This is a genomic window from Oceanobacillus jeddahensis (genome assembly GCF_000750635.1).
Taxonomy (GTDB): Bacteria; Bacillota; Bacilli; order Bacillales; family Amphibacillaceae; genus Oceanobacillus; species Oceanobacillus jeddahense.
On the sequence record NZ_CCDM010000001.1, the window covers coordinates 1,347,372 to 1,361,337 of the forward strand.

At 41.0% G+C, this 13,966-nt stretch carries 13 protein-coding genes and 1 pseudogene; 12 read left to right on the plus strand and 2 right to left on the minus strand.

All coding sequences use genetic code 11. The features are described from left to right. Nucleotides 1-350 precede the first annotated feature (350 nt). From pxpB to BN986_RS05910, 3 genes are read left to right on the plus strand one after another with little or no spacing between them, the layout of a single operon-like run. Nucleotides 351-1,085 (plus strand): 5-oxoprolinase subunit PxpB, encoded by a 735-nt coding sequence (gene pxpB / locus BN986_RS05900; protein ID WP_244444949.1) that lies wholly within the window; start codon nucleotides 351-353, stop codon nucleotides 1,083-1,085. Continuing rightward, nucleotides 1,085-1,855, plus strand: coding sequence for a LamB/YcsF family protein (locus BN986_RS05905; protein WP_040978720.1), 771 nt, complete (start codon nucleotides 1,085-1,087; stop codon nucleotides 1,853-1,855). The genes pxpB and BN986_RS05905 overlap by 1 nt, the downstream gene beginning before the upstream one ends. Next, entirely contained in the window at nucleotides 1,852-2,805 is a 954-nt protein-coding gene (locus BN986_RS05910; protein ID WP_040978721.1) for a 5-oxoprolinase subunit C family protein, read from the plus strand. The genes BN986_RS05905 and BN986_RS05910 overlap by 4 nt, the downstream gene beginning before the upstream one ends. Here BN986_RS05910 and BN986_RS27870 read toward each other — a convergent pair. Beyond that, the gene (locus BN986_RS27870) at nucleotides 2,794-2,916 is read right to left on the minus strand and encodes a hypothetical protein (RefSeq protein WP_262362449.1); all 123 of its coding nucleotides are present in this window, start codon (nucleotides 2,914-2,916) and stop codon (nucleotides 2,794-2,796) included. The genes BN986_RS05910 and BN986_RS27870 overlap by 12 nt on opposite strands. A 257-nt stretch (nucleotides 2,917-3,173) precedes the next feature. Between BN986_RS27870 and BN986_RS27875 the strand changes: the two genes are divergently transcribed. The 8 genes and pseudogenes from BN986_RS27875 to BN986_RS05945 all read left to right on the plus strand — a co-directional run bounded on the left by BN986_RS27875 (nucleotide 3,174) and on the right by BN986_RS05945 (nucleotide 12,076). Next, complete coding sequence (locus tag BN986_RS27875; RefSeq protein ID WP_262362450.1) at nucleotides 3,174-3,302, plus strand: hypothetical protein; 129 nt, start codon at nucleotides 3,174-3,176, stop codon at nucleotides 3,300-3,302. A gap of 393 nt (nucleotides 3,303-3,695) precedes the next feature. Further along, complete coding sequence (locus BN986_RS05915; RefSeq protein ID WP_040978722.1) at nucleotides 3,696-5,114, plus strand: hypothetical protein; 1,419 nt, start codon at nucleotides 3,696-3,698, stop codon at nucleotides 5,112-5,114. A 392-nt stretch (nucleotides 5,115-5,506) separates the two neighbouring features. Beyond that, a pseudogene (locus tag BN986_RS05920) lies at nucleotides 5,507-6,664 on the plus strand (thiolase family protein). Nucleotides 6,665-6,678: 14 nt separating this feature from the next. Then, nucleotides 6,679-8,298 carry a long-chain fatty acid--CoA ligase gene (locus tag BN986_RS05925; protein ID WP_040978723.1) on the plus strand — a complete coding sequence of 540 codons (1,620 nt, stop codon included), beginning with the start codon at nucleotides 6,679-6,681 and terminating at the stop codon, nucleotides 8,296-8,298. Nucleotides 8,299-8,407: 109 nt separating this feature from the next. Then, a complete protein-coding gene (locus tag BN986_RS05930; protein ID WP_040979234.1) occupies nucleotides 8,408-9,364 on the plus strand; it encodes an NAD(P)H-dependent flavin oxidoreductase in 957 nt (318 codons plus the stop codon). Nucleotides 9,365-9,393: 29 nt separating this feature from the next. Continuing rightward, nucleotides 9,394-10,170 carry an enoyl-CoA hydratase/isomerase family protein gene (locus BN986_RS05935; RefSeq protein ID WP_040978724.1) on the plus strand — a complete coding sequence of 259 codons (777 nt, stop codon included), beginning with the start codon at nucleotides 9,394-9,396 and terminating at the stop codon, nucleotides 10,168-10,170. A gap of 23 nt (nucleotides 10,171-10,193) precedes the next feature. After that, nucleotides 10,194-11,138, plus strand: coding sequence for an MBL fold metallo-hydrolase (locus BN986_RS05940; protein WP_040979235.1), 945 nt, complete (start codon nucleotides 10,194-10,196; stop codon nucleotides 11,136-11,138). A gap of 113 nt (nucleotides 11,139-11,251) precedes the next feature. Then, entirely contained in the window at nucleotides 11,252-12,076 is an 825-nt protein-coding gene (locus BN986_RS05945; protein WP_040978725.1) for an aldo/keto reductase, read from the plus strand. 365 nt (nucleotides 12,077-12,441) lie between these two features. Here the strand turns inward: BN986_RS05945 and BN986_RS05950 are convergent, their stop codons facing one another. Next, nucleotides 12,442-13,239, minus strand: coding sequence for a Cof-type HAD-IIB family hydrolase (locus tag BN986_RS05950; RefSeq protein ID WP_040978726.1), 798 nt, complete (start codon nucleotides 13,237-13,239; stop codon nucleotides 12,442-12,444). 156 nt (nucleotides 13,240-13,395) lie between these two features. On the opposite strand from BN986_RS05950, the gene BN986_RS05955 reads away from it, so the two are divergent. Beyond that, a complete protein-coding gene (locus BN986_RS05955; RefSeq protein ID WP_040978727.1) occupies nucleotides 13,396-13,836 on the plus strand; it encodes a hypothetical protein in 441 nt (146 codons plus the stop codon). Nucleotides 13,837-13,966 lie beyond the last annotated feature (130 nt).

Here is a 13,966-nt window from a genome sequence, read left to right on the forward strand (position 1 = left end):
GAGATAACGGGCGCTACCTCCCTGAATCACTAAGGCTAATTCAGTGGGAGAATGAAGGAAGCAGACTAAGTTCGCGTCGTCCTGGGGTTGGGGCTGCGATTACTCGCCCCACCGAAGAGCTTTTGCGATTACTCACCCCATCGAAAACCGTTGTCACAACGTCTGCACTAGCACATCCTGGGACTGCGGTTACTCGTCCCATCGTAAAGAGTTGTACGGGTGGTTCTCCATGATAAAGCTATTCTTCGAGTCTGATCCATGATTTCTTCAACTCAAATCATTCGTTTCTGTCCAAAAATAAGTGTACAATAGAAATACTGAAAGTTCAGAATTAAAAAGGCAGGTAATGAATGATGTATTCCATTCAATTATACGGTGATCGTGGTGTGCGAATTCAATTTGGTAATACCATTGACAGACAAGTAAATGAAAATGTTCATCGCTTCGGAAGCTTGTTAGAAACATATCCAATAAACGGAGTGGAAGAGTGGATTCCAGCGTATACTGCTATCACGATTTATTATAATCCAAGTGAGATCACATATAGAGAGCTTGAAAAACAGCTTACCCATTTACAAAAAATAATGGAAGAAGCGGAACCTCCCATTGCTAGAAAGATTATCATTCCAGTATGCTATGAAAAAGAATTTGCTTTAGACTTAGAGGATGTTGCGGCACATTCACATCTCTCCATCCAGGAAGTCATTCGATTGCATACAGAACCGCTTTATCATGTCTATATGATGGGCTTTATGCCTGGTTTTCCTTATTTAGGGGGCTTACCTGAAAAGCTCGCTACGCCTAGATTGGAGAACCCAAGAAAATTAGTGGAGCAGGGGGCAGTAGGTATTGCAGATAAGCAGACTGGTATTTATCCGCTGGCTTCACCGGGGGGATGGAGAATTATCGGGAAGACCCCTGTACATCTTTATGATGCTAAAAAAGAAAAGAAAATTCTTATAAAAGCTGGAGACACGCTCCAATTTGAACCGATTGATGTGAGCACCTATTTTGAAATAGAAGAAGCGATCCAAAATGGAGATTATCAGCCGGAAATAAGGGAAGAGAAGGGAGATAATCCATAATGAGTTTACAAGTAGATTTAAATTGCGATTTAGGAGAGAGTTTTGGCTCGTACCACATGGGACAGGACGATGCAGTCATGGATTGGATTACCTCTGCGAATATTGCTTGCGGCTACCATGCCGGCGATCATAATGTCATGAGAGAAACGGTCGGAAAAGCAGTGAAAAATAATGTTGCTGTTGGTGCGCACCCGGGATTTTTAGATTTGCAAGGTTTTGGCCGCCGCAGTATGCAGTTAACACCGGAAGAGGTTTTTAATTTAATTGTTTATCAGATTGGTGCAATGAATGGATTTGCCGCACTTTATGGAACACGAATCAGGCACGTGAAACCGCATGGTGCACTGTATACGATGGCGGCAACGGATAACGCTTTAGCGGCAGCGATTGCAGATGCTGTCTATCAAATAGATAAACGTATTATTTTATTTGGATTAGCCCATTCAGAGCTTGTAAAGGAAGGGCGCAGAAAAGGGCTTCAAGTTGCAGAAGAAGTGTTTGCAGATCGAACGTATCAGCCGGATGGAACATTGACACCAAGGACAGCGCCAGATGCATTGATTCATGATGTGGATACGAGTATTCACCGTGTTATCCAGATGGTGAAAGAACAAAAAGTAGAGGCAACAGATGGAACGGATATACCGATTCAGGCGGATACCATTTGTGTTCATGGAGACGGTGCTCAGGCAGCTGCTTTTGTGGAAAATCTGGCAAAAGCATTAGTAAGGGAAGGTATTCAGATACAGCCGGCAGGTGATCCGCGTTGAAAGAAATCTTTGAAGTTATCAAACCGGGATTATCGACGAGCATTCAGGATTTAGGACGCGCCGGCTATCAAAAATACGGGATTCCGACATCGGGCGCAATGGATGCCTTTGCCCATCGTATTGCTAATTTACTAGCAGGGAATCAGGAGGAAGAAGCAACACTGGAAATAATGCTGATGGGTCCCCAGCTGAAAATTTTACAGGATGCAGTCATTGCAATTGGCGGTGCAGATTTATCAGCAACAATAGATGAGACACCTCTCCAACCATGGAAGTCCTATCGTGTTTATTCAGGACAGATATTATCATTTGGCAAGCCAATCTATGGAACATATGCTTATCTGGCTGTTAAAGGAGCTTTTTTAATAGAAGAAGTCATGGAAAGCAAATCAACCTATGTACCAGCGGGGATTGGAGGATTTGAAGGGAGAATTTTGCAGAAAGGAGACCGGTTAATTGCCGGAGATACAGATTTGACATCTGTCCGGGCAGGAAGGTATTTAAAGGCAGTTGATACGCCAAATTATGAACAGCACCGTCCGATTCGAGTTATTGCTGGTCCAGATTTAGCTGCTTTTTCTAATGAAACCTATCAGCAATTTTATCAGGAAAGCTATCGGATTACGGAGCAATCCAACCGGATGGGCTATCGTTTAGAAGGAAAAGCATTACCTCATGCAGAGGAGGCTGATATTATATCAGATGCTGTGCTTCCGGGGACAATTCAAGTTCCTGCAAATGGACAGCCGATTGTACTCTTATCCGACCGGCAGACAACGGGGGGCTATGCACGGATTGCTACTGTTATTACTGCAGACATTCCTTTTCTTGTACAAAAAAGAATCGGTTCAGAAGTGCAATTTTTATCTATTTCTTTAGAAAGAGCACAGGCAGATTATTTGCAGCAGCAGCGATATTTACAGTTGCTGCGGACAGGATTAAATCATTAATTTTTTTGTTAACTCAACTTTAGCACCTGATAATAAGCATATATATCTTGCCATTCCAGGATTATCGTGTTCTTCATTATTGTGCTTGCTTTTGGTTACATATCCAGCCATTTTGGAATAGGTGATTGTGCATAGCCCCGCTCCGGCCCATCACTCCGCTTTCCATGGGGACGGCTTCAGCTAACTTGAAAAGAAGACCGCTTTTCAAGTGGATCTTCAGCTCGCCTGCGATGCACAAATGATTTCGATGGGACGAGTAATCGCAGTCCCAGGAGTCACGGGTTTAGCCTACAAACCACTTGTCGACGTGGTTGGGCTCCGCTTAATTAGGATTCTACAGCGAATGAAAGAGATAACATCCTGTTGGGTTGGACGAAATAGTATCTCTATCGCTTGATGTAACAATTATTCCGTTATTTCAAATGGTTGGTTTAGCAGTTCGAATCATGATGGCATGGATAGTTAACATTAGGAATAGTTTTAGCTTTCATGGATAGAAAGTAATCTTAGCGGAGGCGGACCGTTTTGACTCCTGAGGGATCAGCACCATCTGAAGATCCACTTTTGCCAAGCGATCTTCTTGGCAAAAGTTAGCTGAAGAGCGTGCCCCTAGGCAGACTAAAGTCGCAACGTCCTGTTGCAACGTCTGCACTAGTACGTCCTGTACGTCGGAAAGCAAAACGGTCCGTCGCAGCGGTATTTTACACTACACCTGTTATTCTTTTTATTGAAGGAACAATCAACCCCTGATTCTATAGAAATGAAGTTACTTAATAAGGTGCGAAAGTTGAGTTTGTTAAGCTGTAACCATAAAACTTTAGTGAATTTTCACGACGAGAGGTTTTCATGATAAAGTAAAAGGAACTAAATAACATAGGAGATAGTCAATAATGAGTAAACAATACATCAGTCCAGCGTTAGTCATCTGTATCATCGGTTTTACAATCATTCATTTTATCACATATTTTTTCCATGTTGAGCTGCTGTTAACGCTGCTGATATTTTTTGGATTTGGAATTATTTTATTTGGGGCCATTTATTACGGTCCGCTGCATTTAAAGATGCCGCTAGGTTTGTTTTTAACAGGTGTCATTATTTTTCTCTCTGTAGATACTTCTTTTTTAGCAGGAATGCGGGAAGGTCTTTTACAAATGCGGAATATGGTGGGATTATTAGTTGTGATACCTATGGTCAGCTGGGTACTCCGGGAAGAAGCTTTTTTAGAATCTGCTATCAGCTATGCACATGATTTTGTAGATACGAGCAAGAAATTTTATTTTGGGATGGTTTCTTTTACACAAATTATTGCGTATTTCCTCTTATTTGGTGCGATTCCTATGATATACCAATTTGTATCGATGATTTTAAAGGATGAAAAAGGAGAGGCATGGGAGAGGTATAAAGGAACAGCAATATTGCGCGGCTTTGCATTATCTGTTCTTTGGGTAGTCAGTATTCCGAGTTTTGCCTATGTTGTAGAAGCAATGGATGCTTCCTTATGGAAATCCATTGTGCAAGGGCTGGGCGTTGCTGTTTTAGGAACAATTGTAGCTATTTTATTCTTTCCGCTGGAAAACAGGAAATATCAAGTTAATTTTACAAGAGGCCTCCAGCATGAGATTGATGAGATTATGCGGCATACGAAAAATAAACAAGAAACGAAGCGGATTGTTCGGGAGTTTATTCTATTATTTGTCTCGCTTTTCGGTTCTATCTTTATTTTGAGTGCATGGATTAATATGGAATTGCTCGTTTTGATACCTCTGGTTATCTTAATGTGGATTCTCTGTTATTATATTGTGAAAAGACGTCTGTATAAATTGACACAGATTGCCTCACTTTATATCAAAGAGGAGATGGCAAGTAAGTCTTATCAGCTTTGTGTCATGATCGGTGCAGGTATGCTGATTGCTGGATTGACCAAAACAGGCTTTGCCGGCTGGGTAGTAAATAGTCTCTACGCGTTAGAAGCAGTCGCTCCCTTTATCAATTTATTATATCTTCTGCCATTTATGGTGATTATATTAGGGTTTGCCGGTCTTGGACCGCTGACCGTAATGGTCCTCGTAGCTGGTATTCTCCAGAGTATTCAACTGCCGTATGCCCCAGAGCTGATTGTTCTGGCAGTAACTTTGGGAAGCTCGTTATCGATTTTGTTATCACCTGTAATTATGCCGCTAATCGTTTTAAGTGATTCCAATGGTTTAAGCAGCTTTAAAAATGGTTTTCAGTTTAATGGAGTGTTTGCTGTAGTGCTATATGTTCTGGTGATGACCTATATTCAAGTAATGGCGTATGTTACGGGATAAATATATGGGGTGGCAGAAATGGTTTGAAAAAGATATAAAAGGTCCTTTTATAGTGGAGAACGCTCTCCCACTGAATTAGTCTAAGTAATACAAGGAGTCAGCGTCCGTTATCTCCCGCCTGGATAAATTTATTTTCTTTATTCAGAGGCAGGAGTTTTACGGGCGTTTCTTCATGATAAAAGGGCTTTTCTGTCTAATAAAGCAAATAATTCCTGCTTGACATTCATTTTGGTAGAACATAAAATAAATCATGAAAGCGTTTACCTAATTAAGTTTGATCATAGCCTTGAAAGATCCAATAGAAATAGGTGTACTTTAAGGGAAGATTACTAGAATACTTTAGCTTTTAACAACATTTTTATATCCTTTCAAAATAAAAAGGAGGGAAATTGATGCGGGATGCTGTGATTGTTGAAGCAGTACGTACACCAATTGGAAAGCGAAACGGGTTTCTAAGTGAGATAAGAGCAGAGGAGTTAGCTGCGGCACCTTTACAGGAATTAGTACATCGGACCAATTTGGATGCAGCTCTCATTGATGATGTTATTATGGGATGTGTTACACAAACTGGAGAGCAGGCAGTTGATATTGCAAGGCAGGCAGCACTTATTGCGGGTTATCCGGCAAGTGTTCCTGGAACGGCCATTGACCGTCAATGTGGATCAAGCCAGCAGGCCATTCATTTTGCTGCACAAGCAATCATGAGCGGAGATATGGATATTGTTGTTGCAGCTGGTGTGGAAAGTATGTCGCGTGTACCAATGGGGAGCAATCATCAAGGGGTAAAATGAAATCGTGTTTTACAAGACAAATATGATATGGTTCATCAAGGAATCGCCGCAGCTCACATTGCGGAAAAATGGGATATTTCTCGCCAAAAAATGAATGATTATTCATTCAAAAGTCATAAACGTGCCTTGAAAGCACAGGAAAATGGCTTTTTTCGTCAACAAATGATGCCGATTTTCGTCAAAAGGGCAGATGGGACTACGGCTCAATTTTATCAAGATGAAGGACCAAGAAACGATACTTCAATGGAGAAACTGGATGCATTACCTGATCTATTTACAAAAGAGAGCGGAATTACAGCAGGGAATGCCAGTCAAATGAGTGATGGAGCAGCAGCGTTACTTATTATGTCTGCGGATAAAGCAAAGGAACTTGGACTTGTTCCACGTTTTCGGATTTTGGCACGCAGTGTGATTGGCTCTGACCCGACAGAGATGTTAACCGGTCCGATAGAAGCTACCCGGCGTGTTTTGAACAAGGCTGGTCTCTCCATGGAAGACATCGATGTTTTTGAGGTGAATGAAGCCTTTGCGTCGATTCCTTTAATGTGGATGAAGGAGCTCGGAGCAGATGAAGAAAAAGTTAATATCGACGGGGGAGCTATCGCGTTGGGGCATCCTTTGGGTGCAAGCGGAGCCAGATTAATGGTAACGATGATGCATACCATGGAACGCCTCGAAGCCCGTTTCGGTCTGCAGACAATGTGTGAAGGGTTAGGGATGGCTAACAGCACGATTATTGAACGATGGACAGGGGAATAGAGAGGAGCATGAACATGATGCAAACACAATTAAATTTAACAACCATGGTGAAACATGCAGAAAAATATTTTGCGGATAAAACCGTCATTTCACGTACACTGGGCGGAGTTCAAACGATTTCGTACAGAAAAATAACCGAACGAATCCGCAGGCTGGCAGGTGTTTTAAAAGGTTTAGGTGTAGAAAAAGGAGATAAAGTCGGCACGATAGCCTGGAATCATCACCGTCACCTGGAGGCTTATTTTGCTATCCCGACAATAGGGGCAGTATTGCATACGATTAATATCCGTGTTTCACCGGATGATTTAGCTTATATTATCAATCATGCAGAAGATAAAGTATTACTGGTAGATGAAGATTTATTTCCATTAATTGAGCGTGTAAAAGATCAGATTGCTGATGTCGAAAAAATAATTGTGATGACGGATAAAGAAACGTTGCCTGAAACCAGCTTATTCAATATTGCTTCCTATGAATCATTGCTTGAAGAAGCAGATCCACATACAGAGCTCGATGAAGCAATCGATGAAAATACAATGGCCGGCTTATGCTATACCTCTGGAACAACCGGAAGACCAAAGGGAGTTGCTTATTCACACCGCGGGATTTATTTACATAGTTTAGCCCTTGGGTTAAAGGACACAGTTGGATTATCAGAGGAAGATATTGCGATGCCTATCGTTCCTATGTTTCATGTGAATGCCTGGGGAATGCCATTTGCTGCTTTATGGTTTGGAACAACACAGGTATTGCCGGGACCAATGCCGACACCGCAGATTTTAGCTGAATTAATTGAAACGCATCAGGTTACGATGGCAGCAGGAGTACCGACGATTTGGCTTGGTTTTCTGCAGGCTTTGGAGCAAGGAAATTATGATACAAGTAGCCTGCGCTATATTCTTTGCGGTGGGTCAGCCGCTCCAAAAGAGATGATTCGCACCTTCGAATCAACATATCATATTCCTTTTATTCATGCATATGGTATGACAGAAACGTCCCCGATCGTGACGTTAGCCCGTTTAAAAAGCTATCAGCAGGAGCTGGATGAGGAAGAACGGTTAGAATTACGTTCCCGTCAAGGTATGGTCGTACCTGGAATTGAGATTAAAGGAATCAATGAGAACGGGGATATTGCCCATGATGAGGAAACAATTGGTGAACTCCTTGTTAAAGGCCCATGGATTGCAGATGCGTATTATAAAAATGATCGTAGTGATGAATCTTTTCGGGATGGCTGGCTACACACAGGAGATGTAGTCAATATTGATGAAGAAGGGTCCGTTAAAATCGTTGACCGTACCAAGGATATGATTAAAAGCGGTGGGGAGTGGATTTCCTCTGTCGATATAGAAAATGCATTAATGGCGCATGAGGCCATTTTTGAAGCATCTGTTATCGCTGTTCCTGATCCAAAGTGGCAGGAGCGGCCTGTAGCATGTGTCGTATTAAAAGAGAAGGAAACATTAACAGAAGAAGAAGTGAAACAATTTTTAGCACCGCAATTTGCAAAGTACTGGATTCCGGATCGCATCTTGTTTATGGATGAAATTCCAAAAACATCAGTCGGGAAATTTTTAAAACGTGCGCTGCGGGATCAGGTGAAGGAAATGCTTTCTATACCTGATCCATCGTGACAATATAACAATTCTTCTTGATAGTAAGCGTCCATGTATTCCACGCTTTGAAAAGGAAGCGAGAGGTGTGGACGCTGCTGTGTTTTCTTATTTAAAAGGAGCTGGTCAAATGCAACTGACAGAAATAAAGAAAAGGATGGAGCTGCCTGTTATCATGGCTCCGATGTTTTTAATTTCCAATCCCAATATGGTTGTCGGAGCATGTGAAGCCGGGATTATTGGAACATTTCCGGCTTTGAATGCACGCAGCACAGATATTTTAGACAGCTGGATGGCAGAAATTAATGCGCGATTAACAGAAAAGAAAGAAGCAGATCCTCATGCTAACATCGCTCCGTGGGGAGTGAATTTTATTAGCCATTCCTCCAATAAGCGGTTTTACGAAGATTTGGAGTTAATTGAGAAACATCAGCCGCCGCTGGTGATTACATCATTAGGAGATCCGTCTCCTGTGGTAAAAATAGTCCATAACTATGGCGGACTTGTTTTATCCGATGTGGTGGATGTGAAATTTGCTAAAAAAGCACTGGAAAAGGGCAGTGACGGTTTAATTTTAGTAGCAAGCGGGGCTGGAGGACATGCGGGAATGTTAAATCCATTTGCTTTTATGGATGAAGTACGCAGCTTTTTTGATGGACCAATTGCGTTGGCAGGGACGATTACAAAGGGAGAACAGATATTGGCAGCCGAAATGTTAGGAGCTGATTTTGCCTATATCGGCACCCATTTTATTGCAACAGCGGAAAGTGGAGCAAGTACGGCCTATCAGGAATCGATTATTCAATCTGCAGCTGCTGATATTATCTATACACCTGCTTTTAGCGGCATACCTGCTAATTACCTGATTCCGAGTATTGTCAAAGCTGGTCTTGACCCAACGAATTTGCCGGAAAAAGCAGGGCTTGATTTTGAAAAGTTGTCAAGTTCATCTGCCAAAGCATGGAAAGACATTTGGGGTGCCGGCCAAGGTGTCGGCGGAACAACGAGAATACAGACAGTGCAGGAAGCTGTTGATGAATTAAAAGCAGCATATAATCAAGCGAAAAATGTACATCAGCTAACCTGATATAATACAATAAATGGGGAGAGAGAATCATGTCGATTCCGATAAAATATGAAAAGAGGGATTCCATTGCTTTTATAGCGATGAATCGTCCGGGAAAACGCAATGCTCTGTCGATTGACATGGCGAATGATTTTGTAGATGCGTTGAAGGATGCAGAAAAAGACCCGGAAGTGAAGGCTGTTATTATTAGCGGAGAGGGGAAGATATTTTCTGCAGGCGGCGATTTGGAAGTACTTCATACCTTGGATAATAGTGCGAAAATAATGGAATATATGAAACAGGCATTAGCGGTTATTCAAACGATACGGGAGCTTGATAAATATGTGATCAGCGCAGTACATGGATTTGCCGCAGGAGCAGGATTCAGTATTGCTGTGGCAGCAGACTTTGTGGTAGCCAAAAAAGATGCTGCTTTCGTCTGCAGTTTTACCAATGTTGGGATTATCCCGGACTTAGGGCTGTTGAAGGAATTAACAGATAATCTGCCTAATGCGGTCGTGAAAGAATGGATTTCTTCTGGAAGGCGAATTGCAGCGGAAGAAGCGTATCATCGTGGTATGGTCAATCACGTCACAGAGGAAGATGTTGTGGAAGCGGCGATTCATTATGCTGCCTTCATTATAGATGGACCGCCGCTTGCCAATACATTTGTCAAGCATATGGTTAACCATGCAGATGAGTGGAGCAACGGGACAAATGATTTACAGGAAACAGCAGTTCAGACCTTATTGCTGCAATCGGAGGATAACAAAGAAGGAATTCAGGCATTTTTTGAGAAAAGAAAACCTGATTTTAAAGGAAGATGATTGCTAAGAAAGAAGTGACGCCTATGTTAGATAAGTTAGGAATGAAACGTATAACATTATCATTGCCGTTTCGTCTAAATCATGTCAATTGCTTTATCGCGGAGGAAGCGGACGGCTATAAGATTTTAGATACGGGATTGCATAATGAAGGTACGGCGAAAGTATGGGAAAAAGAATTGGCAGGAAAGCGGGTTACAGATATTATTGTGTCCCATTATCATCCGGATCATTTCGGCTATGCTGGAAAACTGCAGGAAAAGACGAATGCGCGTGTCTGGATGCCTGAAATTGATTTACAGGCGGCCCTCCAGGCTTGGGAGAAGCCTTTTTTAGAAAAATTAAAGGCAAACTATCATCGGGCGGGTATTCCAGAGAATATAAGCGGGGCTTTGGCGGAGAACACGGCCGCATTTGCACCGCTGGTGACTCCTTATCCAAAAGTAGAAAACATCTTAAAGGAAGGCGAAACGCTGCAGTTTGGGAAGTATGCCTATGAGATTATACATACACCGGGCCATTCTGACGGCCTGGTCACTTTTTATAATCGGGAAAATAATGTTCTTTTGTCAACAGATCATATCCTTCCAAAGATTACACCAAATATTTCGTATTGGTTTCATGGAGATTCTAACCCTCTGGAAAATTATCTTCATTCCTTAAAGAAGATAAAGAAATTGGATGTGGAATGGGTGATCCCGTCCCATGGCGATCCATTTCAGAATGCATCCAAGCGGATCTCGGAAATAGAAGCACATCATGCAGAACGGTTAAGCAGCCTGAAAGAAATGTTAAAAACCGGATTAACTGTCTATGAGACGATGGAAAAACTTTTTCCGAAGAAGCTGGCTGTTCATGATACCCGGTTTGCGGTAGGGGAAACGCTTGCTCATTTAGAATATTTACGGCTGGCCGGTGAGTGCGGGCGTGAATTAGTGGACGGTATTTATATTTATCACGTGATTAGTTAACAGGAACGGGCAGTGTTTTTGATGATTGCTTTTCTCTAGATTCCTTTCACTTTCTTTTCAACAATCAATTGTTATATGATGATAGAAAAGGTTGGAAAGGAAGGTTGTCAGATATGAGTAAACACTTGCAGGATACAGTAACATTGAATAATGGTGTAGATATGCCCAAATTCGGACTTGGTGTCTATAAAGTAGAAGAAGGGCAAACGGCAGTAGATGCTGTGAGAATTGCTTTAGAGCATGGTTACCGCAGTATTGATACAGCTTCATTTTATCAAAATGAGGTTAGTGTCGGGCAAGGAATGAAGGAGTCTGGCGTACCAAGAAAGGATATTTTTCTAACATCAAAGGTTTGGAATGATGAGCAAGGCTATCAATCTACCTTAGAAGCATTTGAAAGAAGTCTTGAGAAATTAGATACCGATTATTTGGATCTGTATTTGATTCATTGGCCGGTACAAGAAACATTTATTGATACGTGGAAGGCATTAGAGAAGCTTTATCATGATGGTCGTGTCCGTGCCATCGGAGTCAGTAATTTTCATATTCAGCATTTAGAGCGATTACTTCCTGAAGCGGAGATTATACCAGCGATTAATCAAGTTGAATTCCATCCACATTTAACACAAGAAGGATTACGTGCATTTTGTGAAAAGCAAGGAATTCATTTAGAAGCTTGGTCCCCTTTAAAACGTGGTGAGCTGCTAGATCATCCAACCCTTGTATCGATTGCGGAAAAATACGGTAAGAATGTCGCGCAGGTTATTCTCCGATGGGATATCCAGCATGATGTGGTGACGATTCCGAAATCAATTACGCCGGAACGTATCGTTGCCAATGCAGAAATTTTTGATTTTGAATTAACAGATGAAGAAATGAAGCAAATTGACGGAATGAATGAAAATAGCCGGTCTGGTTCTAATCCGGACGATTTTTAATAAGAACGTTGCTTTCTACTATAATTATTTCTTCGTCAGCTGAAAGAATTTTAAAAGGAAAAGTGCTCAGGGCAGAATATTTCTGTTGCTGAGCACTTTTCAATAGTTATTTATTCCAAATAAAGACGCTGTTTAGCCGTTGCCTTGATTAAGGCTTTATCACGGAGAAACGCCCGTAAAACTCCCGCTGAATGAAGTTTCGTTTTATAGAAATTTTCGTTTGGAGATTTACTTGTTAAAACATCAGGAAGATTTTGAAGCTGAATTTCTTCAATCTATTCAGCTCCTTCATCAAGAAATGGCCCTTTATATTAATCGCTACCGGAAAGATATAAATCTTTCAGATGAAGCGTTTAATCACACGCTTATTCTTCCGGCAGTAGTCCTAGATGTTGTAATCCGTACAAAATACCATCATCATTTACGTCTTTGGTGACAAATGCGGCGACGTCCTTTACTTCAGGTAATGCATTTCCCATAGCAACCCCGTTAGGAACTAATTGAAGCATTTCGATATCATTTAATGCATCGCCGAATGCGTACTGTCTTTCTGCAGGAAAATCAAGATATTCGAGCAGCTTTTTGATACCAATTGCTTTAGAGATTCCTTTTGGAAGGATGTCTAAAGATTTAGGATGCCAGCGGATAAAATCGAATTCCGAAAAGGTTTCCCGGTAAATCTCATCTTCACCTTCTGTGTTAAAGAGAAGCCCCTGGTAGATTTCATTGTACTTTTCAAAATCCTGCTCTTGTGTCGGGAAAACACCTAACTTTAATGTTGAAATACTTTCCTCTATATATGGATGATCATTTGGTACATTGGTGGTCATCTTTTTATCATTCATATAAACAACTGGATGATTTTTATTTAAAGCAAATGTTGTTAATTTATTCAAGGATTCTTGATTTAATGTATTTGCAAAAATCACTTCTCCACGGAATACAACATATTGTCCGTTGTAGCATATGTAAGTGTCAATTCCTAATTCTTTTCGTAAATCTTCAAATAAAAATTTAGCGCGGCCTGTGGAGATTGCAACTTCATGGCCAAGTTCTTTTAATTTAAAAATCGCCTTTTTCGCAGATTCCGGAAGTGTTCTTTCTTCTTCAGTCAACAGGGTTCCATCGATATCGAAAAATATAATACTTCTATCTGTTACCATCTAATCCCTCATTTCTCCTTTATCATCCTTTTCTATTATGATGGAACTGCTTGTCAGATTCAACTGCTGATCTTTAGGAAAGTAAATTTGTTATTCTTCACAAACGTATTTAAATCGCTTACAATCAAGTTAGATTATAGATGGGGAGTTAATTGTATGAAACGCTTATTATTACTTATTGTAATATGCATTCCTTTGTTCTTGGCAGGCTGTTTAAGTCCGAGCAGTGCCCGGATAGTGAATGATATGTATGAGGCTGCGCTTATGGAAGAGGAGGAGAATGTAGCTTCTTATTTTTCAGAAGAATATATAGAAGCTCATTCGATAGATGAATTAACGAATGAACTAGCAGAAGATGTCCGGGCTATGTATGGAGTGAAAATGATGAATATTACACTTATTCGCGATAGGGAGTTAAAGGACGATTACATCGAATCGATTGGATTATCGAATGATCAGGATTTATATGTTGTTACGGCCCAAACAGATGAAAGAGAAGTGATGGTTTGGATCGTTGAACGTGGGAATACCCAGTATTCGATTATTTATGGAGAACGATATGATTTTGATACATACAATGACATAGTACTTGAATGAAAACATGATAACTTACCATGTTTTTTCTCATGATTGATTTGTCATCTCATCGTAACTTCTTTTGATGTCTTTAAACAGACACGCTTTATTTTTACTTCAAAAAAATTCCATAGAGCATGTTTTAACTTTC